Source organism: Actinomadura napierensis (genome assembly GCF_039529375.1).
Classification (GTDB): Bacteria; Actinomycetota; Actinomycetes; order Streptosporangiales; family Streptosporangiaceae; genus Spirillospora; species Spirillospora napierensis.
In genome coordinates, this window is sequence record NZ_BAAAMR010000013.1 from 17,969 (window position 1) to 43,965 (window position 25,997).

Consider the following 25,997-nt stretch of genomic DNA (forward strand, 5'->3'; position numbering starts at 1 on the left):
GGTCCGCTCTCGATGCCGATCGCAACGAACTTTCTCCGTACCCCTTTGTACGACCCCTACAAGCCGCTATGCCCGGGGCGGGCGGGCGGCGAAGCGGCCCAGGACCAGGGCGATGCGGAGCGTGAACGCGTTGCGCCCGTCCGTGGGCGCGAGGCCGGTCAGCTCGGTGACGCGGCGCAGCCGGTAGCGGACGGTGTTGGGGTGCACGAACAGCAGCCGGGCGGTCGCCTCCAGCGACGACCCCTGCTCCAGGTACGTGGCGAGGGTGTCCAGCAGCGGGGCGCCGGCGGCGAGCATCGGGTTGTAGACGCCCTCCACCAGGTACCGGCGCGCCTCGCCGTCGCCGTCGAGGGCCCGCTCGGGCAGCAGCTCGGTGGCCTGGACGGGGCGCGGCGCGTCGGGCCAGCCGGCGGCGGCGCGCAGCCCGGCGACCGCGGCCTGCGCGGACTTGGTGGAGTCGTACAGGTCGCTGACCTGCGGACCGACGACGACGGGGCCGGGGCCGCACTTGGCGGCGACCGGGCGGGCCGCCTCCATCGGGTCGGCGTCCCCGCCGACGATCACGATGACCCGGTGCCCGTGCACGCCGGCCAGCACGTCGGCGCGGGCGCGCCGGGCCGCGAGCTGCATCTGGTCGATGGTGACCTCGGGCTCCTCGTCCTCGGGGGTGTACCCGGCGATCACCGTGACGGGCTTGGACGTCCAGCCGAGCGCCGCGGCCCAGGAGTGCATGCCGTCGTCGACCTCGCCGCGCAGCACCGCGTTGACGACGAGGGCCTCCAGCCGGGCGTCCCAGGCGGCGCGGGTCTCGGCGGCGCGCGCGTACACCTGCGCGGCGCCGAACGCCACGTCCCGGGTGTAGCGCAGGATGGCCTCGCGGAGCTGGGTCTCGCCGCCGGGCGCGGCCAGCTCGTCCAGCCGGGTCTCCACCACGTCGATGATCACCCGGATCATGTCGATGGTGTGGTGCAGCTTGATGGAGCGCAGCAGCTCGCGGGGCGCGGTGCCGAACACCTCGCCGGCGATGGCGGGCCGGGTCCGCTCGTTGCTCTTGAACCACTCGACGAACGCGGCGATGCCCGCCTGCGCGACCAGCCCGATCCAGGAGCGCTGGTCCGGCGGCATCCGCCGGAACCAGGGGAGCTGCTCCTCCATGCTGCTCAGCGCCGCGGTGCCGAATGTGCCCATCGCCTTCTCCAGGCGCTGGGTGGTCTGCTCGCGGATCTCGGCCTCGCTTGCGGTGTCCACCTCCCCAGAGTGCCACCGAACCGGAGATGATCCGTCCTCGCGTGGGCGATCGGGCTCAGGACTCACCCGGGGGAGTGGCCTTTCGGACTCTCCGGTCAGCCGCGGACGACGGAGGCGGCGTCGCCGAGGGCGATCCCGGTGAGGTCGCGCAGCGCGAGCGAGTCCGGCCGCAGGTAGTCGCTGTGGCCGCCGGAGCCCGCGGCGAACACCCGGGCGCCGAAGCCGCGGGAGACCGGATCGGGCCCGAGCCCGAGGCCGAGGATGCGGACGTGCGGGACGTCCTCCATCCAGTCGGTCGCGCCGCGCCCCGCCCAGACGCGGGCGGTGCGGCTCAGGTCGGCGGCCTTCCAGGCGGTCGTGCCGGGGCTGCCGAACAGGGCGATGTCGGTGACCTGCCGCCACGCGGCGGCCGCGCCGCCGGTGCCGTGGTCGTCGAGCGCGGCGCGCCCGCACACGACCGAGCCGTAGCTGTGGCAGAGCAGCGCGACGCCTGCGCGGGGGTTCACCCGGCGCATGGCGGTCAGGAAGTCCAGCAGCTTGTGCGCGCCCTCGTCGGCGCGCCGGCCGGTCAGGACGTCGCCGCTGAAGGTCTTGGGCGCGGCGTATCCGAGCCACGCCACGACGGCCAGCCCGGGGTCGGCGGCGAGCGAGCGGGCCTCGGCCTGGACGGCCCGCGCCCCGCCGCCCGGCGTCGACCAGGGCTTGCCGCCCCGCGTGTCGAACGCCGTCAGCGTGGTGTCGGCGCCCGGCACCAGCACCGCGACGCGCCGCGCGTGCGCGAGATCGCCGACGACCTCGACGGCCCGTCCGCCGCCGCGCGGGTCGAAGTACAGGAACCGGCGTCCCGGGTCGAGGAACGCGCTGAGCGCGCGGGCCCGGCCCTGGTCGCCGACGTTCCTGGCCGTCCGCAGTGCTCTCTCGATCGAGCGGTGCTCGGCGGCGTAGCGGACGTCCAGCGTCGACGGCGCCAGCGAGGGGACGGAGGCGGGCGGCGCGTAGGGGTCGGCGTGCCCGGTCCCCGCGGTGGTGAGCATGAGGGCCGAGATGGAGACGGCGCAGGCCAGCGCCCGTCGTAGCCGTCGGGCGCCCCCCGAGGTCGTCTTGCGTGGCGGCGGCATCTTCGCTCTTTCTACCATCCGGGGGCGCCGGCGGTTCCCGGCCGGGCTCCCGTGATCGGGAGGTCCCTGGTGAGATGCGCGGGTGCGGGGCCGGGTTCGGGCCGGCGGCCGACCGGGCGTGGCGCCCGAGGGGCGGGGCCGGGTCAGGCGCGGGTGACCTGCGCGTCGCGGCCGAGCGCGATCAGCGCGAGATTGCGGAGCGCGACCGTGCCGGGCTTCAAGTAGGCGCTGTGCGGGCCGGTCCCGGCGTCGAAGCGCCGCGCGCCGAATCCGGGGGAGGCCGGGTCCGCGCCGAAGCCGATCCCGGCGAAGCGGACGTTCGGCACGTACTCCATCCAGTCGCCGTCGGCCCGGCCCGCCCAGACGCGGGCGGAGGCGCCGAGGTCGGACGCCCGGCGCGCGGTGACGCCGGGGCTGCCGAACAGCGCGATCTCGTCGACCGGCGCCGCCGCCGGACGCCGGGCGGCCTTCCCGCAGACCACCGACCCGTAGCTGTGGCAGAGCAGGGCGATCCGGGCGCGCCCGTTGACCTGGTGGTCGCCGGTGAGGAACCGGCCGAGCGCGCGGGCGCCGGCGGCGGCGCGGCCGCTGGTCAGCACGTCGGGGCTCAGCGTCCGCGGCGCCTGGTAGCCGAGCCAGGCGATCACGGCGATCCGCTCGCCCGGGGCGTCCGCGCGGGCCTGCCGGTACAGGGCGCGGCTGCCGCCGCCGACGAACTTCGGCGAGTCGAAGGTGGTGAGCGCGGTGTCGGCGCCCGGCACCACGACCGCGATCCGGTCGGCGGCCGCCAGGTCGCCGAGGATCTCGACGGCCTGGCCGCGGCCGCGCGCGTCGAACGCCAGGAACCGGCGGCCGGGCGCCAGGAACGCCGACAGGGCCCGCGCCCGGTCGCGGTCGCGGACCCGCAGCGCCGTCGCCCGCGCCCGGACGATCTCCGCGTCCACCGCCTGGTACCGGGCGTTCAGCGCCGCGGCCGACAGGGCGGGAAGCGGGGCGGGCGCCGCGTACACCTCGGCGCGCCCGGCCGCCGCGGTCGTCGAGGCGACCACCGCCAGCACCGCGACCGCCACCACCGCCCTGGTGCGCCGGCCGGGAGCCGGGTGACCGCTGCTCATCGGGGTCCTTCCTGGTCAGTGGGTGAAGCACTGACCAGGACGCTAGGAACCGGACGCCGTAGCGCGGATCAACCGGCGGTGCGGTCTTGCGGCGTCGGTCCCCGGTACTACGCGCGCTACTTAGGAGGCGGCCGTCGGGCGTCAGTCGCCGGGCCGGACCAGGCCGACCTCGTAGGCGTACACGATCGCCTGCGGCCGGTCGCGCAGCCCGAGCTTCATCAGGACCCGCCCGAAGTGCGTCTTCACGGTCTGCTCCGCGACGACCAGCTTCGCCGCGATCTCCCCGTTCGACAGGCCCCGCGCCACCAGGCCGAGCACCTCGGTCTCCCGCTCGGTCAGGTCCTCCAGCCGCTTGCGGGACGGCGCCCGCGGCCCGCCCAGCCGGGAGAACTCCGCGATCAGCCGCCGGGTGATCGACGGGGACAGCAGCGCGTCGCCCGCCGCCACGATCCGCACCGCGTCCGCCAGTTCAGCCGCCGACGCGTCCTTCAGCAGGAACCCGCTGGCCCCGGCGCGCAGCGCCTCGTAGACGTAGTCGTCCAGGTCGAACGTGGTCAGCATGAGGATCTTCGGCGCGGCGCCGCCGTCCCCGCCGAGGAGCCGGCGGGTGGCCTCCAGGCCGTCCATCACCGGCATCCGCACGTCCATCAGGACGACGTCGGGCCGCAGCTCGGCGACGCGGCGCAGCCCCTCCTCGCCGTTCACCGCCTCCCCGACGACCTCGATGTCGGGCTGGGCGTTCAGCAGCACCCCGAAGCCGGTGCGCACCATGCCCTGGTCGTCGACGATCACCACGCGCACGGTCACGACGCGGCCCGCGCCTTCACCGGAAGGGTGGCGTTCACGGCGAAACCTCCGTCCGGGGTGGGCCGGGCGGACACGTCGCCGCCCAGCATCGACGCCCGCTCGCGCATCCCCACCAGCCCGTGGCCGGTCCCCTCAGGGGAGGGGGTCGGGAGGTGGCCGTCGCCCTGCGGGCCGTTGACGACGCCGAGCCGCAGTATGCCGTCCTCCCGGACCGCCGCGACCTCCACCCTCGATCCGGGCGCGTGCCGCATCGCGTTGCTCAGCGCCTCCTGGAGGATCCGGTACGCGGTGAGCCCGACGCCCGGCGGCAGCCCGTCCAGGTCGCCGGCGAGCCGCGTCGAGACGGTCAGCCCGGCGCCGCGCGCGTTCGCGACCAGCTCGTCCAGCCGCTCCAGGCTCGGCTGCGGCGCGGTCTCGACGCCGTCCTCCGAGCGCAGCACGCCGAGGATCCGCCGCATCTCGGTCAGCGCGTCCAGCGCCGTCGCGCGGATCTCCGACAGGTCCCTGCGGGTCTCGTCGGGGACGGTCTCGACCTTGTACGGCGCGGCCTCCGCCTGGATCGCGATCATCGACATGTGGTGCGCCACCACGTCGTGCAGCTCCCGCGCGATCCGCTGGCGCTCGGTCAGCACCGCCTCCGCCGCCTGGTGGCGCTTCTCCTGCTCGATCAGCTCGCGCCGCTGCTCGGCCAGCTGCGTCCGCGCGGTGTTGCGCAGGCGGAGGGCGTATCCGACGACCAGGGCGAGCAGCAGCACGACGGTCGCGCCGCCCGCGGTCTGGGTGTCCTTGATCCATACCCCGGCCAGCGAGAGCAGGCCGACCCCGATGGTGATGTCCCGCGAGCACCGCACCGCGACCGTGTAGAGGCACACGATCGCGGCGAACGTCCCCGCCGGGAGGTAGGGGACGGTCAGCCACCGGTCCGCCGGGATGATCGCCATCGCCACGAAGCTCAGCCGCCACGCCCCGAGCGGATGCCGGTCGCGCAGCGCCAGCGGCAGCGTGACCGCGATCGACACCACCAGCCGTACGAACGCCTCGATGTGCACGCCCGGCCGCGCCGGCTGCGGGGTGGCCAGCAGCGAGTTCGTCCCGGCGGCGAGCGCGATCGTCAGGCCGATGCCGACCACGTTGACGACCAGGCCGTACGGCAGCCGCCCGATCCCGAGGATCCGCGTCCAGCGCAGCGGCGCCGGCCACGGGCGGTCCGGCGGCACGGGATCGGCCTCGCCGGTCACGGCCGCGGCGAGGACGCCCTTCAGCAGGCTGTTCGGCGCCGAAGACGCGTCGTCGGTGTTCTGCCCGGCCATGTGCCCAGGCTAGAGACACCGCGACCGGACCCGGATGACACCGCGGTGCGACACCGCCGTCATACCTGGGTAGCGTGCTGGGCGTGGAGCCCGTCGAAGCGCTGCGGCGCATCGCGTTCCTGCTGGAGCGCGCGCATGAGCCGACCTATCGCGTCCGGGCGTTCCGCAAGGCCGCCGATCTGGTGGAGGCGGCGTCCCCGGACGAGCTGCGGGAGCGGGCGCGCGCGGGCACGCTGACGGAGCTGCCCGGGATCGGCAAGGTCACCGCCCTGGTGATCGAGGAGGCGCTGCGCGGGGAGACCCCCGTCTACCTGCGCCGGCTGGAGGCCACCGAGGGCGAGCCGCTGGACGGGGCGACCGCCGCGCTGCGCTCGGCCCTGCGCGGCGACCTGCACACCCACAGCGACTGGTCGGACGGCGGTTCGCCGATCCAGGAGATGGCCGAGACGGCCCGCTCGCTCGGCCACGAGTACCTCGCGCTCACCGACCACTCGCCCCGCCTGAAGGTCGCGAACGGCCTGTCCGCCGACCGCCTCCGCCGCCAGCTGGACGTCGTCGCCGAGCTGAACGAGCGGCTCGCGCCGTTCCGGATCCTCACCGGCATCGAGGTCGACATCCTCGACGACGGCGCCCTCGACCAGGACCCGGATCTGCTGGACCGGCTGGACGTCGTCGTCGCGAGCGTCCACTCCAAGCTCCGCATGGACCGCGTCGCCATGACGAAACGCATGGTCGCCGCCGTCGCGAACCCCCGCGTGAACGTCCTCGGCCACTGCACCGGACGGATCGTCAAGGCGGGCGGGAAGCGCGGCGGGCTGCGTCCCGAGTCGGAGTTCGACGCCGCGCTCGTCTTCGACGCGTGCGCGGCCTACGACGTCGCCGTGGAGATCAACTCGCGTCCGGAGCGCCTCGACCCGCCCAAGCGGCTGCTGCGCCTCGCGGTCGAGGCCGGCTGCCGCTTCTCGATCGACTCCGACGCGCACGCTCCTGGCCAGCTCGACTGGCAGCACTTCGGCTGCGAGCGCGCGGCCCGCTGCGGCGTCCCGGCCGACCGGGTGGTCAACACCCTCCCGGCCGAGGCCCTCCTCACCTGGACTAGCGGCGCCTGACCGGCCCCTACTTCCGCGCCTGAACGACCTCAGGACGAGGCTTCCAGCGAGCACGTGTTGACGAGGTCGCCGGTCGCCGGACGGGGGAGCGTGGCGCTTCCGGGCGGGGACTGGTGGCGCGTCGTCCACGACTCCAGGGCCGTGAACGCGCTGCGCATGCAGGGCAGCAGCGGACGGAGCCTGTCGGGATAGGTGTCGTAGAGGCCGTCGACGTGGTTGGCGGCCTCTACGCGGTAGTAGCGGTAGAGCGCGGAGCCGCGCGCGCGGACCATCTTGGCGTAGACGTCGGAGTCGGTGCCGATCGGCAGGAGCGAGTCGTAGGTGCCCTGCAGGGTGATGAGCGGCTTGCGGATACGGCCGGTCAGGGCGACGCGGGCGACCGCCTCGTGGACGGAGCGCGGGCGCGCCGCGTAGTCGTAGTCCGCCTCGTCACCGGTGTAGGACGGGTCGAACTCCTTGCGGTAGATGGTCTGGGTGAGGTTCCAGTAGACCTGGTCGTGGAAGGGCCAGAGGAACTCCGAGCCGGGGGCGAGGCCGGCGTCGAGGAGCGCCTTGTGGGCGGACGGGTCGCCGGTCGCCGCGTACGACGGGTAGGCGCGCAGGATCGACGGCAGGTACGTGAACAGGTTCGGCCCGTCCGTACGCCACAGCGTGCCTTCGGCGTCGATGCCGCCGTCGTACAGCTCGGGATGGTTCTCCAACTGCCAGCGGACGAGGTAGCCGCCGTTGGAAATGCCTGCGGCGTAGGTGCGGCGGGGTGAGCGGCCGTAGTGGCGGGCCACCGTCTTCTTGGCGGCGCGGGTGAGCTGGGTGAGCCGGTCGTTCCATTCGACCATCGCGTCGCCGGGGCGCTTCCCGTCCTGGTAGAACTCCGTGCCGCTGTTGCCCTTGTCGGTGGCGGCGTAGGCGTAGCCCTTGGCGAGCGCCCAGTCGGAGATGGTGAAGTCGTTGGCGTACTGGCGCCGGTTGCCGGGCGAGCCGGCGACGACGAGGCCGCCCGTCCAGTGCTCCGGTAGCCGGATGACGAACTGGGCGTCGTGGTTCCAGCCGTTGTTCGTGTTGGACGTCGAGGTGTCCGGGAAGTAGCCGTCGATCTGGACGCCCGGGACGTGCGCCGGGTTCTTCGTGGCGGTGGACTGCAGGCCCGCCCAGTCGGCGGGGACGGTGTGGCCGGACGCGGCCGTCCCCGCGGTGGTGAGGTCGCTGAGGCAGGCCGCCACCTGCTTCTGCGCGCCCGGGACCGTCGCGCGCGGGGCGCAGTCCCGGGCCTGCGCCCGGGCCGGGGCCGGGACCGCGGCACCGAGCGCGGTGCCGGTCAGGAGGGCGGTGGTCAGGAGGCTGCGGACTTTCGGCATTCCGGCTCCTTCGGCGGTCCCCGGGGCGGGGACGGGTGCCGTCATGGTCGTGAGCCGGCGTGAGCGCGGCCACGTGCGCGGCCCACATATCCGGGGGCGGCGGCATGTGCCGACCGCCGTGACCTGCATGTGATGTGGGTCACGCCCTTATCGGGCCACCGGAATGTGGGGGCGGCTCACATGGTCCGCCCTCCGGACGGGATTTAGCGTTCCCGGTCACGGCGGCCCGGTGTGGTCCGGGTCACTGATCACGTCGAAGACCACTGAGGAACGAGAGGAGGGCGCATGGCCGGTCCCGTCCCGGAGGCCCCGGTTCTGGCGGCGCGCGGCCTGGTGAGGGAGTTCCGCGGCTTCCGGGCCGTGGACGGCGTCGACCTGGACGTCGCGGAGGGCTCGGTGCACGCGCTGGTCGGGCCGAACGGCGCGGGCAAGACCACGCTGTTCAACCTGCTCACCGGGTTCCTGAAGCCGACGGAGGGCAGCGTGCGGCTCGGCCCGCACGAGCTCGCCGGCCGGCGGCCCGAGCACGTCGCGCGGCTCGGGCTGGCCCGGTCGTTCCAGATCACCAGCCTGTTCGCCGAGCTCACCCCGCTCCAGCACGTCGAGCTGGCGCTGGCCGGCCGGACCGGGCTCGGCTGGCGGTTCTGGCGGTCGGACAAGGCGCTCGGCCGCTTCTCCGGCCGCGCCGCCGAGCTGCTCGAACAGGTCGGTCTGGACGGCCACGGCGAGACGCCCGCCGGCGCGCTCGCCTACGGCCGCAAGCGCGCGCTGGAACTGGCGCTGGCCCTCGCGCTGGACCCGAAGGTGCTGCTGCTGGACGAGCCGACAGCCGGGATGGGCATGGAGGACGTCGAGCGCACCGTCCAGCTCGTCCGGCGGGTCCGGGAGGCCGCCGGCGGATCGCTGACCGTCGTGATGGTGGAGCACAACATGAGCGTCGTCTCCAGCCTCGCCGACCGCGTCACCGTCCTCCAGCAGGGCCGGGTGCTCGTCGAGGGCCCCTACGCCGAGATCCGCCGCGACCCGCGCGTCGTCACCGCCTACCTCGGAGACTCCAATGCTGCGCATTGACGGACTGTCGGCCTGGTACGGCGAAGCGCAGGCGCTGCGGGACGTGTCCCTGCGGGTCGACAAGGGCGAGATCGTCACCCTGGTCGGGCGCAACGGCGCGGGCAAGACCACCCTCCTGCGCTGCCTGATGGGCCTGCACAAGGACGCCAAGGGGACGATCGGGTTCCTGGACGAGGACATCACCGCGCTCGGCCCGCACAAGAGGGCCCGCCGCGGCCTCGGCTACGTTCCGGACGACCGCGGCATCTTCGCCACGCTGTCGGTCGAGGAGAACCTCACCCTTCCTGTGGCGATGGGCCCGGAACCGTGGTCGCTGGAGCGGGTGTACGAGACGTTCCCGCGGCTGCGGGAGCGGCGCCGCTTCCCCGGGACGAAGCTGTCGGGCGGCGAGCAGCAGATGCTCGCGCTCGCCCGGGTGCTGCGCACCGGCGCCCGGCTGCTGCTGTGCGACGAGCCCACCGAGGGCCTGTCGCCGCTGATCGTCCAGCAGATCGGCGACATCCTGCGCGAGGTCAAGGCGGCCGGCGTCACGGTCCTGCTCATCGAGCAGAACGTGCACTTCGCCGCGACCGTGGCCGACCGCCACCACCTGCTCGCGGAGGGCCGCGTCGTGGAGTCGCTGGACAACGACGAGGTCCTCGCCCGCGAGGGCGAGCTCCTCGAATACCTCGGAATCTAAGAACCACCTCGGAACAGCAGGGAGACCCCCATGACACTTGTGCGACGTTCGGCGGCGCTCGCCACCGCCGGAGCGCTGCTGGCCGGCTGCGCGGGCGGACCCGGCGGGGGCGGGGGAAAGATCAGCGACGGCAAGGTCGTGCTGGCCGTCCTCACCGACCAGTCCGGCGTCTACGCCGACCTGTCGGGCAAGAACGCCGTCGAGGCGGTGAGGATGGCCGTCGCCGACTACAAGGCCAAGTACGGCGGCAAGGCCGTCGCGAAGAAGGTCGAGGTGGTCTCCGCCGACCACCAGAACAAGCCCGACGTGGCGAACTCCAAGGCGCAGGAACTGTACGACCGGCAGAAGGCCGACCTCATCGTGGACGTGCCGACCTCGTCGGCGGCCCTCGCCGTCGCGACCGTCGCCAAGAACAAGAAGAAGCTGTTCATCGACGTCGGCGCCGCGTCCACCGCGCTGGAAGGCAAGCAGTGCAACAAGTACACCTTCCACTACGGCTACAACAGCTACATGCTGGCCCACGGGACCGGTAGCGAGGTCACCAAGGACGGCTCGAAGAACTGGTACATCGTCTACCCGGACTACGCGTTCGGCCAGGACATGCAGAAGACGTTCACCGCGGCGGTGAAGGACACCGGCGGCACCGTCGTCAAGTCCGACCCGACGCCGTTCCCGAACGACAACTTCTCCACGTTCCTGCTGAAGGCTCCCGGGCTCAAGCCCAAGCCGCAGGTGCTCGGCGCCATGCAGGCGGGCGGCGACCTCGTCAACCTGGTGAAGCAGTACAACGAGTACAAGCTGCGGGACAAGGGTGTCGGCCTGGCCACGGGCCTGATGTTCATCACCGACATCCACTCGCTCGGCCCGGACGCCCTGGCCGGGACGCGCTTCACCGACTTCTGGTACTGGAACGCCAACCAGGGCAACCGCGCCTGGGCCGACAAGTTCCAGGCCAAGACCGGCAAGCGCCCGACGGCGGTGCACGCCGCCGACTACTCCGCGGCCCTGCAGTACCTGGAGGCGGTGCAGCGCGGCGGCACCGACAAGTCCGACGGCGTGGTGAAGCAGCTCGAAGGCCACAAGGTCGACGACGTGTTCACCTCGACCGGCACCATCCGCGCCCAGGACCACCTCCTCCTCCACGACGCCTACATCGCGCAGGTGAAGCCGTCCAGCGAGGTCAAGGAGCCCTGGGACTACGAGAAGATCCTCAAGACGATCCCGGCGGCGCAGGCGTTCCAGCAGCCCGACCCCGCCTGCAAGCTGTAAGGCGGGGCCGGCGTGCTGCAACAGGCGTTCAACGGCCTGGTGGGCGGGGCGTTCTACGCCCTGCTCGCCCTCGGCCTGTCGGTCATCTTCGGGATGCTCGGCGTGGTCAACTTCGCGCACGGCGCGTTCTACATGCTCGGCGCGTTCGGCTCCTACGTCCTGCTCGACTCGTGGGGCGTGAACTTCTGGGTCGCGCTGCCGCTCGTCCCGATCGTGCTGGGCGTGGCCGGGACGGTGCTGGAGCGGCTGTTCATCCGCCGCTTGGCGTCGCTCGACCCGCTCTACAACTTCCTGTTCACCTTCGGGCTCGCGCTGATCCTGCAGGACTTGGTCAAGCGGGAGTACGGCGTGCAGTCGCAGCCGTACCCGCGCCCGTCCGCGCTGGGCGGCTCCATCGACCTCGGCCTGTTCGAGTACCCCGCCTACCAGGTGTTCGTGCTGGCGGTGTCGGTCGTGGTGTGCGGGGCGGTGTGGGTCGTGCTGACCCGCACCCGCGTCGGCATGATCGTCCGGGCGGCGACCGAGCGGCCCGAGCTGACCCGCGCGCTCGGCATCGACGTCGCCCGCTGGGTGACGCCGGTGTTCGGGTTCGGCGTCGCGCTCGCCGGGTTCGCCGGCGTGCTGGCCGCGCCGATGCGGGCGGTCAACCCGCTGATGGGCTCGGACCTGATCATCACGGTGTTCGCCGTGGTGGTGATCGGCGGGCTCGGGTCGGTGTTCGGGTCGGTGGCCGCCGGGTTCGCGGTCGGGATCGTCTCGGCGCTCGGCAACTACTACGTGCCGTCGCTGTCGCAGACGCTGGTGTTCATCCTGATGGCGGCCGTGCTGCTGTGGCGCCCGGCCGGCCTGTTCGGCCGCGAGGAGGCCCTGTGATTACCGAAGAGGCCTTGTGATTACTGAAGAGGACCTGTGATTACTGAAGAGGCGCAGTGATTACCGAAGGGGCACAGTGATGGTGTTGTCGAGGCTCGCCGGACGGCCCGTCCTGCTGGCCGCCGGTCTCGTCGCGGCGCTCGTGCTGCCGTGGTTCGTCTACCCGCCGGTCGCGCTGGACATCGCCTGCTGGGCGCTGTTCGCCGCGGCCGTGGACCTGCTGCTCGGCTTCACCGGGCTGCTGTCGTTCGGCCATGCCGCGTTCTGGGGGTCCGCCGCCTACGCGACGGGCCTGATCGCCGTGCACTCCGGGCTGCCGTTCCCGGTCGCGATCCTGGGCGGCGCGGCGTTCTCCGCCGTGCTGGCCGTCCCTATCGGCTACCTGTCCATCCGGCTGCGCGGCATCTACTTCGCGATGGTCACCCTCGCGTTCGCGCAGATGGTGTACTTCGTCGCCAACCAGTGGCGCGACGTCACCGGCGGCGAGAACGGCCTGCAGGGCATCCCGAGGGACTTCTTCGGCGCCGACCTGTCCGACCCGTTCTTCTTCTACTACGCGGGACTGCCGTTCATCCTCGCGGGCCTGTTCGTCGCGTGGCGGATCGTCCGGTCGCCGTTCGGCCGCGTACTGGTGTCCATCCGCGACAACCCGGCGCGTGCGCGCGCGCTGGGGTACAGCATCGACCGCTACAAGCTGCTGGCGTTCGTGCTGTCCGCGGCACTGTCCGGGCTGGGCGGCGGACTGTTCGCCATCGGCCACGGCTTCGCGTCCCTGGACGGCGTCTACTGGACGACCTCCGGGCAGGCCGTGATGATGGTCGTCCTCGGCGGCATCGGCACTCTCTGGGGCGGCGCGATCGGCGCCGCGCTGATCGTGGAGCTGAACGACTACCTCGCCACGGCCGGCTTCCAGGAGACCGGGATCATCACCGGCGCGATCTTCATCGTCGTGGTCCTGGTGTTCCGCCGCGGCGTCTGGGGCACCGCCCACACCCTCCTGAAGAAGCGCACGGCGAACCGCCGCCCCGACCCGGCCCCCGCCAAGATCACCACCCCCGTCTGACCACGTTGACTTGCGGCGAGTCGTCGTTATGCGGCCGCGCATAACGACGACTCGCCGCAAGTCAACGAGAGAGGCGGTGCAGGCGGAGGGCCAGTTGGAGTTCCAGGGCGCGTTCGGGCGACTGCCAGTCGTCGCCCAGCAGGCGGGCGATGCGGTCCAGGCGCTGGCTGACGGTGTTGACGTGGATGTGCAGGCGCTCGGCCGTCCGGGACAGGCTGCCGCCCGTGCCGAAGTAGGCGTCCAGCGTCTGCACGAGCGCCGTGCCGCGCCGCTCGTCGTAGTCCAGGACGGGCCCGATCGTGCCGGTGAGGAACCCCGGGACGTCCCGCGCGTCGCCGATGAGCAGGCCGACGAAGCCCAGCTCGGACGCGCCGGCGCCGTCCCCGCGGCGGCCGAGGGCGAGCAGCGCGTCCGCGCAGCGCCGCGCCTCGGTGTGCGCGGCCGCGATGTTCGACGGCCCCCGCACCGGCCCCGCCGCGCCGACGGTCGCCGGGCGGCCGAGCGATGCGCCCAGCTCCTTGGCGACCCGGCGCGCCGCGTCGCCCGCCCGCTCGCCCGGCAGCAGCAGGACGATCTCGTCGCCGCGCGAGGCGGCCAGACCGCGCTCGACCGCCGCGAACGACGACGCCCAGAAGGCGGCGCGCTGCCGGTGGTCGTGCGACTCGTACCGCGCGCACAGCAGCACGTGCGGCGCGTTCAGGTCGACGTCCACCCGCCTGGCCCGGACGATCAGCGTGTCGGCGTCGGTGCGCCGGCCCGACAGCAGGTCGTCGAGCAGCTCGCCGCGGACGCGGCCCTCCGCCTCGGTCACGCTGCGCTGGAACAGCAGCAGCAGCGCGGTCACGAGCGCGGCCCGCTCCAGGATGCGCTGGTCCTCGCCGGACACCTCGTCGGCGGTGCGCAGCACCAGCGTGCCGAGCATCTCGTCGCCGGTCGTCACAGAGGCGATCCACAGGTCCCCGCGCCGGACGGTGCGTCCCTGCGCGCGCGCAGAGTGCGCCGACGCCATCACGCCGGACAGCTCCTCATCGCTCAACGATGCCGACACGGCGCCCGTCGTGGCCAGGTGCCGGCCGTCGGCGTCCAGGACGTGCAGGGTGCCGCCCAGCAGCTCGGTGACGACCGCCCCGACGTCCTCGACGCCGCCGCCCCGCACGACCACCGCGGTCATCCGGTCGTGCGCGCGCGCCGCCTGCTCGACGGCCGCGCTGCGCGCCTTGATGACCTCGTTGGCGGCGCTCAGCTCCTCCAACGCCGTCTGCGTCTCCTCCAGGAGGCGGGCGTTGTCGATCGCGACCGCCGCGTGCGCCGCCAGCGAGCCGAGCAGCGCGACCTCCTCCTGGTCGAACGGGCGCTCGCTGCGGTTCGCGGCCGTCAGCACGCCGATCACGCGGCTGCCCAGCCGCATCGGCACGCCGAGGATCGCGACGATGCCCTCCTCGGCCACCGCCGAGTCGATGAACCCGCGGTGCCGGAACTGCTCGTCGCCGAGGTAGTGCGCGCTCGTGTACGGCATCGCCGTCTGCGCGACCAGGCCCACCAGGCCCGTGCCCATCGGAAGCCGCAGCCGCCGGAACGCCGCCGACACCGACCCGTCGGTGACCCGCATGTAGGTCTCGCCGCGCTCGTCGTCGTTGAGCGTCAGGTACGCGATGTCGGCGTTCAGCAGCCGCCGGGCGCGCCGCGTGATCGCCTCCAGCACCGCGTCCAGGTCGCGGAGCCCGGCGAGGTCGCCCGCGGTGTCGAACAGCGCCGCCAGCTCCGCCTCCCGGCGGGCGTGCCGACGCATGACGGCGCGGACCCGCAGCGCGGCGAGCTTCGCCGCCTCCAGCTCCGCCAGCACGGCCGCCGGCGCGCCCTGGGCCCGCGCCTGCACCAGCGGCCCCTCGAACTCGACGGGGGACGCCTCGCGGGCGAGCAGTTCGAGGAAGACGCCGCAGGACATACGGGCCATTGTCAGTGCGCCGTCCAGCCGCCGTCGAGGGCGAGGGACGCGCCGGTCACCATCGACGCGGCCGGCGAGCACAGGTAGCCGACCAGCGCGGCGACCTCTTCGGGCTCGATCAGCCGCTTCACCGCCGAATGCTCCAGCATGACGCGCTCGACGACCTCGTCCGGGGCCATGCCGTGCGCGCGCGCCTGGTCGGCTATCTGGCCCTCCACCAGTGGCGTCCGCACATAGGACGGGTTGACGCAGTTGGACGTCACCCCGTGCGCGGCGCCCTCCAGAGCGATCACCTTGGAGAGCCCCTCAAGCCCGTGCTTGGCCGTCACATAAGCCGACTTGAACGGCGACGCCCGCAGCCCGTGCACGGAGGAGATGTTGATGATCCGTCCCCAGCCCCGCTCGTACATGCCAGGAAGCGCCTCGCGGACGAGCCGGAACGGCGCCTCCACCATCAGCCGCAGGATCCGCGCGAACATCTCCGGCGGGAACTCGTGGACGGGCGCCACGTGCTGGACGCCGGCGTTGTTGACCAGGATGTCGGTGCCCGCGGCGATCCCGTCCAGCCGGTCGACGTCGGAGAGGTCGGCGAGCAGCGGGACCCCGCCGATCTCCTCAGCCGTCCGGCGCGCCGCCTCGCCGTCCACGTCGGCGACGACCACCCGGGCGCCGGCCCCGGCCAGCAGCCCGGCGCAGGCGCGCCCGATACCGCTCGCGCCGCCGGTGACCAGGGCCCGCTTCCCCGACAGGTCCGGCGCCTCGGCGTTCCAGGCGGCGGGCCGGGGTGTCACGCTCGTCATGGGCAGAACCTACGGAGCGCCGCCACGGCCTCCCATGTGGGCCCGACACACAATCCCATGACGAACAGTATGGACGAGGCTTACAGCCGCCCGTTCCGTGTCCCGGGGTCCCGCCTCCTTGCGCGATGATCTTCGGCAGGGGCTACCGTTGGCCCCGCCCGGTCGCCTCACCGTCCAGAAGGTTCCGATGACCGAGATCACGCATCGCCACGTCGAGTCCCAGAGCGGCCTGCGCATGCACGTCGCCGAGGCGGGCGAGGGGCCGCTCGTCCTGCTGCTGCACGGGTTCCCCGAATGCTGGTACTCCTGGCGCCACCAGCTCGTCGCCCTCGCCGAAGCCGGGTACCACGCCGTGGCGCCCGACCAGCGCGGCTACGCCCGCACGGGCGGTCCCGCGGAGGCCGGCGAGTACTCGATCCTGCACCTGGTCGGGGACGTCGTCGGCCTGATCGAGGCGCTCGGCGGCGGCCGCGCCGTCGTGGTCGGGCACGACTGGGGCGCCCCCGTCGCGTGGCACACGGCGCAACTGCGTCCCGACAAGGTCCGAGGGGTCGTCGGCATGTCGGTGCCGCACCGCCCGCGCAGTTCGCGCCCGCCCGTCCGGGTCATGCGCGAGACGCTCGGCGAAGGCTTCTACATGGTGTACTTCCAGCAGCCGGGCGTCCCGGAGGCGGAGTTCGAGCGCGACCCGGCCACCACGTTCCGGCGGTCGCTGTACGCCGCGTCCGGGCAGGCGCCGGCGCATGTGCCGATCATCCCGGAGGGCGGCGGATTCCTCGACATCCTCCCGGAGCCCGCCGAACTGCCGGACTGGTTCACCAAGGACGACATCGCGACGTACGTCGCCGAGTACGCCGACAGCGGCTTCACCGGGCCCGTCAACTGGTACCGCAACCTCGACCGCAACTGGGAGCTCACCGCGGCCTGGCACCGCGCCCCGATCAGCCCGCCCGCGCTCTTCGTCGCCGGTGACCGGGACGCCGTCCTGGCGTTCCCCGGCGCCCGCAAGGCCCTCGACCGCATGAGCGACTTCGTGCCGAACCTGCAGTCCATCGTCGTGCTGCCCGAATGCGGCCACTGGGTGCAGCAGGAGCGCCCCACCGAGGTGAACGACGCCCTGATCGGCTTCCTCCGCGCCCTCTAGCAGGTCAGCCGGGAGGGCCGGGCAGGCGTTCCAGTCGGGTCCAGCCGTTCCAGCCGCGTTCGCGCATCAGCTCCACCATCCGCCGCGCCCGCGGATCGGACTCGAGCGCGAGCGCCTCCAGGAGGTCCAGCAGCAGATCGTCGCCCGCCTTGCCGCCGGGGTCGGCCTGGCCGGCGGCGTACGCCTGCTCGGCCAGGCCGGCCATGATGTCGGCGGCCTCCTCCAGGAGGGGGCCGCGCCCCGCGTCGCTCTCGAAGACCTCCGACAGGACCCGGTAGAGCCGGACGATCCGCGGGTCGTCGAGCTGCGCGATCTTCCCCGGCATGAACTCGCGGACGTGATCGGGCCAGCGGGCCGCGACGAGGATCCACCCGTCCCGCTCGCCCTCCACGATCCGCTCCGACACCCCGAGCTCCCGGAGCCGGTCGAGATAGGAGACCACCTCCGGCGGGAGCACCAGGCCGTCCCCGGCGGCGAGCCGCGCGATCTGCTCCCGGCTGGTCTCGAGCCGTTCGATCTCGTCGCGCAGGCGGCCGTCGATCCGCCGGACCGCTTCGGCGAAGGCCGGGGCGTCGGCTTCGAGCATGTGACCGATCCGCGACAGCGGCACGCCGGCGTCGGCGAGGGTGCGGATCTTGACGAGGGACACGACCGCCGTCGCGCGGTACCGCCGGTAACCCGAGGCGTCCCGCTCCGGCTCGGGCAGCAGCCCGATCTGGTGGTAGTGCCGCACCGCCCGCACCGTCACGCCGGCATACGCGGCCAGTTGACCGATCGTCAGCATGCTCTGATCCTGCCCCGACTCGCCCGGCGCCGGTTCAGGAGATCCTGCGGCGGTAGCAGATGACGGCGCAGGCGTAGGCGGCGACGAGGATGCCGGCGCACCAGGCGAGCGCGGTCCAGATGCCGGTGCCGACCGGTCGCTGCAGGAGCAGGGCGCGGATCGTGTCGACGATGGAGGTCACCGGCTGGTGCTGGGCGAACGCGCGCACCGGGCCGGGCATGGTGCCGGTCGGCGCGAAGGCCGAGCTGACGAACGGCAGGAAGACGAGCGGGTAGGAGAACGCGCCCGCGCCGTCCACGCTCTTCGCAGTGAGGCCGGGGATGACGGCGACCCAGGTCAGCGCGAGCGTGAACAGGACGAGGATGCCGGCGATCGCCAGCCAGGCCGGCACGCCGGCGCCCGACCGGAAGCCCATGAGGAGGGCGGCGCCGACGACGGCCGCGACCGAGACCGCGTTGGCGGCCAGCGAGGTCAGCACGTGCGCCCAGAGCACGCCCGACCGGGCGATCGGCATGGACTGGAACCGCTCGAAGATCCCGCCCCGCATGTCCGTGAAGAGCCGGAGCGCGGTGTAGGAGATGCCCGACGCGATGGTGATGAGCAGGATGCCGGGAAGCATGTAGTCCACGGACGGGACCGTGCCGGTGTCGATCGCGCCGCCGAACACGTAGACGAACAGCAGCATGATGCCGATCGGCGTGATCGCGGTCGTGATGACGGTGTCCAGGCTGCGGGTGACGTGGCGCATGGTCCGCCCTGTGAGGACGGCGGTGTCGCCCAGGAAATGCGTGGCCATTGCTGCTCCTACTCCTCGTCCGACCCGGTACCGGCGTCCTCGCCGACGACCGCGAAGAAGACCTCCTCCAGGGACGGCTGCTTCTCGACGTATTCGACCTTGGCGGGCGGCAGCAGCCGCCTGAGCCCGGCCAGGGTGTCGTCGACGATGATCCGGCCCCGGTGCAGGATCGCGATCCGGCCGGCGAGCCGTTCGGCCTCCGCCAGGTCCTGGGTGGTGAGCAGCACGGTCGTGCCGCCCTCGGCGAGCTCCTCGACGGCCTGCCACACCTCGATGCGCGCCTTCGGGTCCAGCCCGGCCGTCGGCTCGTCCAGGAAGACGACGGGCGGGTTCCCGATGAGGCTCATCGCGATGTCCAGGCGGCGGCGCATGCCGCCGGAGTACGTCGCCGCCTTCCGGCCGCCCGCCTCGGTCAGCGCGAAGCGGCTCAGCAGGCCGTCGGCGACCGCGCCGGGATCCTTCAGATGCCTCAGCCGGGCGACCAGAACGAGGTTCTCCCGCCCGCTGAGGATTCCGTCGACCGCGGCGAACTGCCCGGTGAGGCTGATGGACGCGCGCACGCCGGCGGCCTGCGCCGCGACGTCGAAGCCGTTGACCCGGGCCGTCCCCGCGTCGGCCTTGAGCAGCGTGGACAGGATCCTCACCACCGTGGTCTTGCCCGCCCCGTTCGAGCCCAGCAGAGCGAAGACGCAACCCCGCTCCACGTCGAGGTCCACGCCGCGCAGCACGCGCAGCTCCTTGTACGACTTCTCCAGGCCCTGCACGCGGATCGCAGGCCCCTCGCCCTGACCGGGGTTGCTCATGGCGGCAGCATGGAGGGTTGACGCTGCGTCAGGGTCAAGCCCGCATCGCGCGGGAATGTCGGAGGCGCCGCGTACTGTCGCGGCGTGAACCGCACCGACCGTTTGTACGCCCTGGTGGAGGAGCTGCGGGCCTGCGCGCCGCGCCGGGTCAGCGCCCGCGAGCTGGCCGCCCGCTACGAGGTGAGCGTCCGCACCGTCGAGCGCGACATCGGCGCGCTCCAGCAGGCCGGCGTGCCGATCTTCGCGGACGTCGGCCGGGGCGGCGGCTACACCCTGGACAAGAGCCGCACCCTGCCGCCGCTGAACTTCACCCCCGCCGAGGCCGTCGCCGTCGCGATCACCCTGTCCCGGGCGGGCGGCTCACCGTACTCCCGGTCCGCCCGCACCGCCCTGCACAAGATCGTCGCGGCGATGTCGGCGGACGACAGCGCCTCGGCCCGCGAGCTCGCCGCCCGCGTCCGCTTCCTCGGCCCGCCGGACGCCGGCGAGCCGTCCTCGGTGCCCGCCGTGCTGGAGGAGGCCGTCGTGACCCGCCGGGTGGTGCGCCTCACCTACATCGACCGGACGGGCGCCGAGACCGAACGCGACGTCGAGCCCGTCTCGTTCACCGCGTCGAGCAAGGGCTGGTACCTGACCGCCTGGTGCCGGAAGCGGGGCGGCCGCCGCATCTTCCGTACCGACCGCGTCCGCCGCGCCGCCCTGCTGGAGGAGACCGCCCCCGAACGCGCCGTCGACGCCATGCACGACGACGTCCCGCCCGACTACGTCGTCCGCCCCCTCGAATTCGTCTGACCGCGTAACGGCGAACCGCTCTGATCAGTCCCGCGCCACCAGGTCGGCCAGGAGAGCGGCGAAGTCGCGGTGGGTGAGGGTGAGGTGCCCGGCAGCGGGGTCCTTGCTGTCGCGGACGCCGATGTGCCCGTCGAGGTCGCCGATCTCGACGCACTCGCCTTCGTCGCCGCCGCTGTGGCTGCTCTTGCGCCAGTGGGCTTGGGACGGTCCGAGGGTGTTCATGATTGCGACGCTATCTCGTCGATGAGATCTAGCGAAGCGGATCTGCTCAGGGTCGCTGAGAGCAGCAGATTGAAGATCTCCTCGTGCGATGCGACTTCGTCCTCGTCCTCCACGAAGATGCTTTCGTTGTAGCGGTCGCCCACGGTCACGGTGAGCTGCCCAGGCGGGCGCAAAGAGATGAGATGGCAGGGGGTGATGAGCGAGAGGTATTCGCTGGCCGTGCTGGGAAGAATGCGCAGGTCCACGTGCTCAAGCCGGGCGACTTCCGTCAGCCGTCGTATCTGCGCGCGCAGGATTGCGGGATCGCAGCCGACCTGGTTGCCGAGGACCGTCTCCGCGATGACCGGTATGTACTGGGGCGGATCGGGACGGCTCAGCACTTGCTGCCGGGACATTCGGAATTCGACCAATGTTCTGGCGGCGCGTGAGTCCTTGGCGGGGCCGACGGCCATGAGCTTCGCTGCGTAGGCGGGAATCTGGAGCAGCCCCGGGATGATGCTGGGCTGGAAGGTACGGATCTTGGAGGCGTCTTCTTCGAGGCTCGCCAGGTCCAGAGCGGCGGCCGAGATTCGGCCTACTCGTTCTCGTACCCAGGTGCCCGGTTGGTGGGTGGCGAGGTGGAGGAGGGACTGGCGGAGGGGGCCGTCTTCGATGCCGTAGAGGTCGAGGAGGTCGCTGAGTTCGTCGGGGGCGATGGCCTGGAGGCCGTTCTCGACCATGCTCATCCAGCCCTGGGAGCGGCCGAAGCGGCGGGCCACGGTGGCGACGGTCAGGTTGTGGCGGTCGCGGGCTTTGCGGAGCGCCGAGCCGATCAGGCGCTGGCGGACGGTGGGGGCGTGACCGGAGCGCATCCGTCAACGATGTCACCGAGTGTGGCGGCCTGTATACGGAACGGTGGCCGGTTGAACGTTCAGTCGGGAAACGTTCAGAGGCGATACGGCGGACGCGTCGGGCGGCGAAGGTGTGGGCGTTTCCGAATCGAGGGGAGGCGCGAATGGGAGCGCCCGAGAACAGAGGGACGGGCCCCGGCGTGCCGGTCGTGGTGGGCGCGCTGACGCTTCCGGGCGCTCGGAGGTCGGTCGGGCACGCGCGGCGGTTCGTGCGGGACATGCTGCCCTCGGACCATCCGGGCCTGGACTGGTGACGGTCGTGAGCGAGCTCGTCTGCAACGCCGTCACCCACACGGCCTCGGGCGATGGCGGACAGGTGACGGTCAGCCTGCTGGCCGGGAGCGATTGCCTGCGCCTGGAGGTCGCCGACGACGGTGCGGGCGGCCGGCGTCCGCGGCTCAAGGGGGAGACCGGCGCCGAGAGCGGGCGCGGGCTGCGGATCGTGGACGCCCTGACGCGCGGCTGGGGATTCCGGCCGGACGGGCCCCGCACCGTCGTGTGGGCGGAGTTTCCGTCGGTCGGCCGGATCCTGTTCGGAAACACCGACAGGGGGCTGTCGCGGGGCTCCTCGACGCTGGTGCCCACAGCGTTCGAAGGAGGAGACCGATGACCGTTCCCGCGTTCAACACCGTCACCTGGTTCCAGGTCGGCACCGACGCCCCGGAGGAGGCCCGGCGCTTCTACGGCGAGATGTTCGGCTGGAAGTTCGGAGGCGACCCCGACGGCGGCTACGACCTGATCAGCTACCCGGGCGCCGAGGCGCCCAGCGGGGGCGTCTCGCACGAGCCGGACGCGTCCCGCAATCACGCGATGTTCCTGGTGCTGGTCGAGGACGTCGACGCCGTCTGCGAGCAGACCGTGCGGTGCGGCGGCAAGGTCGCGATGCCCGCCCTGACCACGCCGAACGGCCTCACGTTCGCCTACCTGGAGGACCCGTCCGGCAACCGGTTCGGCGTCTTCAGGCCGCCGGCGTCCTGACCGCGGACGCGACGAAGGGCCCCGGGCGCGCGCCCGGGGCCCTTCCGCGGTGATCGCGGCCTACACCTCCGCGATCACCGGCTCAGCTCTCGCCGCCGGTGTTGCTCTCGGCGCTGCCGACGCCGCCGGCGAACACGTCGCTGACCGTGGCGTCCAGCTGGTAGCGCCGGATCGCCTCGGGCAGCGCCTCCGGCTTGATCTCGCCGTGCCGGGCGAGCCGGGTCAGCACGGCGAGGACGATGGACGCGGCGTCCACGTGGAAGAACCGGCGGGCGGCGGCGCGGGTGTCGGAGAATCCGAAGCCGTCGGTGCCGAGCGAGGTGAAGTCGCCGTGCACCCACGGCGCGATCTGGTCGGGGACGGCGCGCATGAAGTCCGACACCGCGACGATCGGCCCGGCGACGTTGTCGAGCGTCCGGGTGACGTAGGGGACGCGCTGCTCGGCGTCGGGGTTGAGCAGGTTCTGCTCGTCGCACTCGCGGGCCTCGCGGGCCAGCTCGTTCCACGACGTGGCGGACCAGACGTCCGCGGCGACGCCCCAGTCCTCGGCGAGCAGTCGCTGCGCCTCCAGCGCCCACCGGCCGCCGACGCCGGACGCGAGGATCTGCGCCCGCGGCGGCTGCCCGTTGCCCGTGGCGACCTCGGGCGCGGAGCGGAACCGGTACAGGCCCTTGAGCAGGCCGTCGACGTCGAGGCCCTCGGGCTCGACGGGCTGCTGGTAGGGCTCGTTGTAGACGGTCAGGTAGTAGAAGACGTTCTCGCCCTGCGGGTGCTCCTCGGACGAGCCGTACAAGCGGCGCAGCGCGTCCTGGGTGATGTGCGCCAGCTCGAACGCCCAGGTGGGGTCGTAGTGGACGCAGGCGGGGTTCGCGGCGGCGAGCAGCGGGGAGTGGCCGTCGGCGTGCTGCAGGCCCTCACCGGTGAGCGTGGTGCGGCCGGCCGTGGCGCCGAGCAGGAACCCGCGGCCCATCTGGTCGCCGAGCGCCCACATCTGGTCGCCGGTCCGCTGGAACCCGAACATCGAGTAGAAGATGTAGACGGGGATCATGTGCTCGCCGTGCGTGGCGTACGCGGTGCCGGCGGCGATCGCGGAGGCCATCGACCCGGCCTCGCTGATGCCCTCGTGCAGCATCTGGCCGCTTTCGGACTCCTTGTACGACAGCAGCAGCTTGCGGTCCACCGCGTCGTAGGTCTGCCCGTGCGGCGAGTAGATCTTGGACGTGGGGAACAGCGAGTCCATGCCGAACGTCCGGTACTCGTCCGGGGCGATCGGGACGAACCGGGCACCGAGGTTCTCGTCCTTGATCAGGTCCTTGAGCAGCCGGACGAACGCCATCGTCGTGGCGACGTTCTGCTTGCCGGAACCCTTCTTCAGCTCGCTGTAGACGGGGTCGCCGGGCAGTTTCAGCGCCTTGGCGCGCACGGCCCGCTTCGGCAGGAACCCGCCGAGGGCGGCGCGGCGCTCGCGCATGTACTGGATCTCGTCGGAGTCCTGGCCCGGGTGGTAGTAGGGCGGCAGCGGCGCCTCGAGCGCCGAGTCCGGGATGTCCAGGTACAGGCGGTCGCGGAACTCCTTCAGTTCGGCCTTGGTCAGCTTCTTCATCTGGTGGGTGGCGTTGCGGGCCTCGAAGTCCGACCCGAGCGTCCAGCCCTTGATGGTGTGCGCGAGGATCACCGTCGGCTGGCCGACGTGCTCGCGGGCCGCCTTGAACGCCGCGTACACCTTGCGGTAGTCGTGCCCGCCGCGCGACAGCTTGCGCAGGTCGTCGTCCGACAGGTGCTGGACGATCTTGCGGAGCCGGGGGTCGGCGCCGAAGAACTTCTCCCGGATGTAGTCGCCGGTCTCCACGGAGAAGGTCTGGAACTGCCCGTCGGGGGTGGTGTTCATCTGGTTGACCAGCACGCCGTCGACGTCCTGGGCGAGCAGCGGGTCCCAGTCGCGGCCCCAGATGACCTTGATGACGTTCCAGCCGGCGCCGCGGAAGAACGACTCCAGCTCCTGGATGATCTTGCCGTTGCCGCGCACCGGGCCGTCCAGCTGCTGCAGGTTGCAGTTGACGACGAAGGTGAGGTTGTCCAACTCCTCGCGGGCGGCGAGGCCGATCGCGCCGAGCGACTCCGGCTCGCCCATCTCGCCGTCGCCGAGGAACGCCCACACGTGCGAGCGGGAGGTGTCCTTGATCTTGCGGTTGTACAGGTAGCGGTTGAACCGCGCCTGGTACACCGAGTTGATCGCGGTGAGGCCCATCGAGACGGTGGGGAACTCCCAGAAGTCGGGCATCAGCCGGGGGTGCGGGTAGGACGACAGGCCGCCGCCGGGGTGCGACTGCTCCTGCCGGAACCCGTCGAGCTTCTCCTCGGGCAGCCGCCCTTCGAGGAACGCGCGCGCGTAGATGCCGGGGGCGGCGTGGCCCTGGATGAACACCTGGTCGCCGGACTCGCCGTGGTCCTTGCCGCGGAAGAAGTGGTTGAAGCCGACCTCGTAGAGGGACGCCGCGGAGGCATAGGTGGCGATGTGGCCGCCGACGCCGAGCTCGGGGCGGTTGGCCCGGGACACCATGATCGCCGCGTTCCAGCGGATGTAGGCGCGGATGCGCCGCTCGACGTGCTCGTCGCCGGGGAACCACGGCTCCGACTCCGGCGGGATCGAGTTGATGAAGTCGGTGCTCCGCAGCCCGGGCACGCCGACCTGCAGTTCCCGGGCCCTCTCCAGGAGGCGGAGCATCACGTACCGCGCCCTGCCGCGGCCCTCGGTCTTGATGACCGTGTCCAGCGATTCCAGCCACTCCCGGGTCTCGTCCGGGTTGATGTCCGGCAGCTGGCTCGGCAGGCCGTCGCTGATGATCGAAAAGCGTTGACGTCCGGAAGCCACGGGATCCCCTCTGTGCTTGCCGTCTTTGCTGGTGGGGGCCCGGCCGCCGTTCGGCGGTCCCGCGGTCCCCGGCGGAGGTGTCTCACCGCCTGGTTTCGTGATCCATCGTCGTCGTTCGCGACGGCTAACGCATCTCTACCAACCGGTAACCATTCTCCCCGGTCAGGCTGGGTACGCACCCTTCGAGGAGCCCTTTTTCGAGAGAACGGAGGGGAGCCATGAACGCGCGAATCGGGGACCTGCTGCACGTCCACGGCAGGAACGTGGGGAATCCCGACCAGTTGGGCGAGATCGTCGAGATCCGCGGCGAGGCCGGGGGCCCGCCGTACGTGGTCAGGTTCCCGGACGGTCGCGAAACGCTGGTGTTCCCGGGGCCGGACTGCGTCATCGAGCCTCGCGAGACCGTCGGCCACGCGGGCCGGTAGCGCGCCGGGAGCGCCCGCCCGGATCCGCGCGCGCCGGGATGCGTCCGGCGCCGCGGATCGGGTAGACCTGCGATCATGGAGAGCACCGTGGTCCGGGTGACCACCGGGACGCAGGAGGCCGTGCACGACATCACGGCCGAGTGCGAGCGGTTCGCCGCGGCGGCGGGCGGGGACGGCCTGCTGCACGTGTTCGTCCCGCACGCCACCGCGGGCATCGCGGTCATCGAGCTGGGGGCGGGCAGCGACGACGACCTGCTCGCCTCGCTCGGCGACCTGCTGCCCGCCGACGACCGCTGGCGGCACCGGCACGGGTCGCAGGGGCACGGCCGCTCGCACGTGATGCCGGCGCTCGTCCCGCCGTATGCGATGCTGCCGGTGGTGGACGGCCGGCTCGCGCTCGGTACCTGGCAGTCGGTCGCCCTGGTCGACCTCAACGTCGACAACCCGGAACGGCAGGTCCGCCTGTCCTTCCTCAAAGGATGACGGCGTGTTGTCACCCTCTGTGGAGGTCCTGTGACGTCGGCCGCCG

The 25,997-nt window shown here is 72.4% G+C and carries 27 protein-coding genes; 13 read left to right on the forward strand and 14 right to left on the reverse strand.

The window, feature by feature from the left end; all coding sequences use genetic code 11:
- Positions 1-66: 66 nt before the first annotated feature.
- From ABD296_RS10015 to ABD296_RS10035, 5 genes are all read right to left on the reverse strand, one after another.
- Positions 67-1,314 carry a PucR family transcriptional regulator gene (locus ABD296_RS10015; protein ID WP_407061464.1) on the reverse strand — a complete coding sequence of 416 codons (1,248 nt, stop codon included), beginning with the start codon at positions 1,312-1,314 and terminating at the stop codon, positions 67-69.
- 29 nt (positions 1,315-1,343) lie between these two features.
- Positions 1,344-2,366, reverse strand: a complete 1,023-nt coding sequence (locus ABD296_RS10020) for an alpha/beta hydrolase (protein ID WP_344263971.1) — start codon at positions 2,364-2,366, stop codon at positions 1,344-1,346.
- A gap of 143 nt (positions 2,367-2,509) precedes the next feature.
- Positions 2,510-3,481 carry an alpha/beta hydrolase gene (locus ABD296_RS10025; RefSeq protein ID WP_344263973.1) on the reverse strand — a complete coding sequence of 324 codons (972 nt, stop codon included), beginning with the start codon at positions 3,479-3,481 and terminating at the stop codon, positions 2,510-2,512.
- 141 nt (positions 3,482-3,622) lie between these two features.
- Entirely contained in the window at positions 3,623-4,288 is a 666-nt protein-coding gene (locus tag ABD296_RS10030) for a response regulator transcription factor (protein ID WP_344263975.1), read from the reverse strand.
- A complete protein-coding gene (locus tag ABD296_RS10035; RefSeq protein WP_344263977.1) occupies positions 4,285-5,598 on the reverse strand; it encodes a sensor histidine kinase in 1,314 nt (437 codons plus the stop codon). Before ABD296_RS10035 ends, ABD296_RS10030 begins: the two co-directional genes overlap by 4 nt.
- An 83-nt stretch (positions 5,599-5,681) precedes the next feature.
- On the opposite strand from ABD296_RS10035, the gene ABD296_RS10040 reads away from it, so the two are divergent.
- The gene (locus ABD296_RS10040) at positions 5,682-6,707 is read left to right on the forward strand and encodes a PHP domain-containing protein (RefSeq protein WP_344263980.1); all 1,026 of its coding nucleotides are present in this window, start codon (positions 5,682-5,684) and stop codon (positions 6,705-6,707) included.
- A gap of 29 nt (positions 6,708-6,736) precedes the next feature.
- Here ABD296_RS10040 and ABD296_RS10045 read toward each other — a convergent pair whose 3' ends face one another.
- Positions 6,737-8,062, reverse strand: a complete 1,326-nt coding sequence (locus ABD296_RS10045; protein WP_344263982.1) for a tannase/feruloyl esterase family alpha/beta hydrolase — start codon at positions 8,060-8,062, stop codon at positions 6,737-6,739.
- A 285-nt stretch (positions 8,063-8,347) separates the two neighbouring features.
- Here ABD296_RS10045 and ABD296_RS10050 point away from each other — a divergent pair, with 285 nt between their 5' ends.
- The 5 genes from ABD296_RS10050 to ABD296_RS10070 all read left to right on the forward strand — a co-directional run bounded on the left by ABD296_RS10050 (position 8,348) and on the right by ABD296_RS10070 (position 13,017).
- Positions 8,348-9,133 (forward strand): ABC transporter ATP-binding protein, encoded by a 786-nt coding sequence (locus ABD296_RS10050; protein WP_344263984.1) that lies wholly within the window; start codon positions 8,348-8,350, stop codon positions 9,131-9,133.
- Entirely contained in the window at positions 9,120-9,812 is a 693-nt protein-coding gene (locus ABD296_RS10055; protein WP_344263986.1) for an ABC transporter ATP-binding protein, read from the forward strand. The genes ABD296_RS10050 and ABD296_RS10055 overlap by 14 nt, the downstream gene beginning before the upstream one ends.
- A gap of 30 nt (positions 9,813-9,842) precedes the next feature.
- A complete protein-coding gene (locus ABD296_RS10060; protein WP_344263988.1) occupies positions 9,843-11,081 on the forward strand; it encodes an ABC transporter substrate-binding protein in 1,239 nt (412 codons plus the stop codon).
- 12 nt (positions 11,082-11,093) lie between these two features.
- Positions 11,094-11,954, forward strand: a complete 861-nt coding sequence (locus ABD296_RS10065; RefSeq protein WP_344263990.1) for a branched-chain amino acid ABC transporter permease — start codon at positions 11,094-11,096, stop codon at positions 11,952-11,954.
- Between the two features lie 79 nt (positions 11,955-12,033).
- Positions 12,034-13,017: a branched-chain amino acid ABC transporter permease gene (locus tag ABD296_RS10070; protein WP_344263992.1), complete on the forward strand. Its 984-nt coding sequence runs from the start codon at positions 12,034-12,036 to the stop codon at positions 13,015-13,017.
- 61 nt (positions 13,018-13,078) lie between these two features.
- On the opposite strand, the gene ABD296_RS10075 is transcribed toward ABD296_RS10070, so the two are convergent.
- Both ABD296_RS10075 and ABD296_RS10080 read right to left on the reverse strand, forming a co-directional pair.
- Positions 13,079-14,962, reverse strand: coding sequence for a helix-turn-helix domain-containing protein (locus tag ABD296_RS10075; RefSeq protein WP_344263994.1), 1,884 nt, complete (start codon positions 14,960-14,962; stop codon positions 13,079-13,081).
- Positions 14,963-14,973: 11 nt separating this feature from the next.
- A complete protein-coding gene (locus tag ABD296_RS10080; RefSeq protein WP_344263997.1) occupies positions 14,974-15,762 on the reverse strand; it encodes a 3-hydroxybutyrate dehydrogenase in 789 nt (262 codons plus the stop codon).
- Positions 15,763-15,949: 187 nt separating this feature from the next.
- Here ABD296_RS10080 and ABD296_RS10085 point away from each other — a divergent pair, with 187 nt between their 5' ends.
- Entirely contained in the window at positions 15,950-16,906 is a 957-nt protein-coding gene (locus tag ABD296_RS10085) for an alpha/beta fold hydrolase (protein WP_344263999.1), read from the forward strand.
- Between the two features lie 4 nt (positions 16,907-16,910).
- Here ABD296_RS10085 and ABD296_RS10090 read toward each other — a convergent pair whose 3' ends face one another.
- Genes ABD296_RS10090 through ABD296_RS10100 form a run of 3 tightly spaced genes read right to left on the reverse strand, consistent with a single transcriptional unit; the run spans position 16,911 to position 19,289 of the window.
- Complete coding sequence (locus ABD296_RS10090; RefSeq protein WP_344264001.1) at positions 16,911-17,690, reverse strand: MerR family transcriptional regulator; 780 nt, start codon at positions 17,688-17,690, stop codon at positions 16,911-16,913.
- Between the two features lie 34 nt (positions 17,691-17,724).
- The gene (locus ABD296_RS10095; RefSeq protein WP_344264003.1) at positions 17,725-18,486 is read right to left on the reverse strand and encodes an ABC transporter permease; all 762 of its coding nucleotides are present in this window, start codon (positions 18,484-18,486) and stop codon (positions 17,725-17,727) included.
- 8 nt (positions 18,487-18,494) lie between these two features.
- Positions 18,495-19,289 (reverse strand): ABC transporter ATP-binding protein, encoded by a 795-nt coding sequence (locus tag ABD296_RS10100; RefSeq protein WP_344264005.1) that lies wholly within the window; start codon positions 19,287-19,289, stop codon positions 18,495-18,497.
- A gap of 84 nt (positions 19,290-19,373) precedes the next feature.
- Here ABD296_RS10100 and ABD296_RS10105 point away from each other — a divergent pair, with 84 nt between their 5' ends.
- On the forward strand, positions 19,374-20,081 hold the full coding sequence (locus tag ABD296_RS10105; RefSeq protein WP_344264007.1) for a helix-turn-helix transcriptional regulator: 708 nt from the start codon (positions 19,374-19,376) through the stop codon (positions 20,079-20,081).
- A gap of 24 nt (positions 20,082-20,105) precedes the next feature.
- On the opposite strand, the gene ABD296_RS10110 is transcribed toward ABD296_RS10105, so the two are convergent.
- Both ABD296_RS10110 and ABD296_RS10115 read right to left on the reverse strand, forming a co-directional pair.
- On the reverse strand, positions 20,106-20,303 hold the full coding sequence (locus ABD296_RS10110) for a DUF397 domain-containing protein (protein WP_344264009.1): 198 nt from the start codon (positions 20,301-20,303) through the stop codon (positions 20,106-20,108).
- A complete protein-coding gene (locus tag ABD296_RS10115) occupies positions 20,300-21,154 on the reverse strand; it encodes a helix-turn-helix domain-containing protein (protein WP_344264011.1) in 855 nt (284 codons plus the stop codon). The genes ABD296_RS10110 and ABD296_RS10115 overlap by 4 nt, the downstream gene beginning before the upstream one ends.
- Positions 21,155-21,297: 143 nt before the next feature.
- Here ABD296_RS10115 and ABD296_RS10120 point away from each other — a divergent pair, with 143 nt between their 5' ends.
- From ABD296_RS10120 to ABD296_RS10130, 3 genes are read left to right on the forward strand one after another with little or no spacing between them, the layout of a single operon-like run.
- Positions 21,298-21,447: a hypothetical protein gene (locus tag ABD296_RS10120; protein WP_344264013.1), complete on the forward strand. Its 150-nt coding sequence runs from the start codon at positions 21,298-21,300 to the stop codon at positions 21,445-21,447.
- A 5-nt stretch (positions 21,448-21,452) separates the two neighbouring features.
- A complete protein-coding gene (locus ABD296_RS10125) occupies positions 21,453-21,803 on the forward strand; it encodes an ATP-binding protein (protein WP_344264015.1) in 351 nt (116 codons plus the stop codon).
- Complete coding sequence (locus ABD296_RS10130) at positions 21,800-22,171, forward strand: VOC family protein (protein WP_344264017.1); 372 nt, start codon at positions 21,800-21,802, stop codon at positions 22,169-22,171. Before ABD296_RS10125 ends, ABD296_RS10130 begins: the two co-directional genes overlap by 4 nt.
- 82 nt (positions 22,172-22,253) lie before the next feature.
- Here the strand turns inward: ABD296_RS10130 and aceE are convergent, their stop codons facing one another.
- Positions 22,254-25,043, reverse strand: coding sequence for a pyruvate dehydrogenase (acetyl-transferring), homodimeric type (gene aceE / locus ABD296_RS10135; protein ID WP_344264019.1), 2,790 nt, complete (start codon positions 25,041-25,043; stop codon positions 22,254-22,256).
- Positions 25,044-25,261: 218 nt separating this feature from the next.
- On the opposite strand from aceE, the gene ABD296_RS10140 reads away from it, so the two are divergent.
- Positions 25,262-25,468: a DUF1918 domain-containing protein gene (locus tag ABD296_RS10140; RefSeq protein WP_344264021.1), complete on the forward strand. Its 207-nt coding sequence runs from the start codon at positions 25,262-25,264 to the stop codon at positions 25,466-25,468.
- A 75-nt stretch (positions 25,469-25,543) separates the two neighbouring features.
- Complete coding sequence (locus ABD296_RS10145; RefSeq protein ID WP_344264023.1) at positions 25,544-25,951, forward strand: YjbQ family protein; 408 nt, start codon at positions 25,544-25,546, stop codon at positions 25,949-25,951.
- Positions 25,952-25,997: the final 46 nt, after the last annotated feature.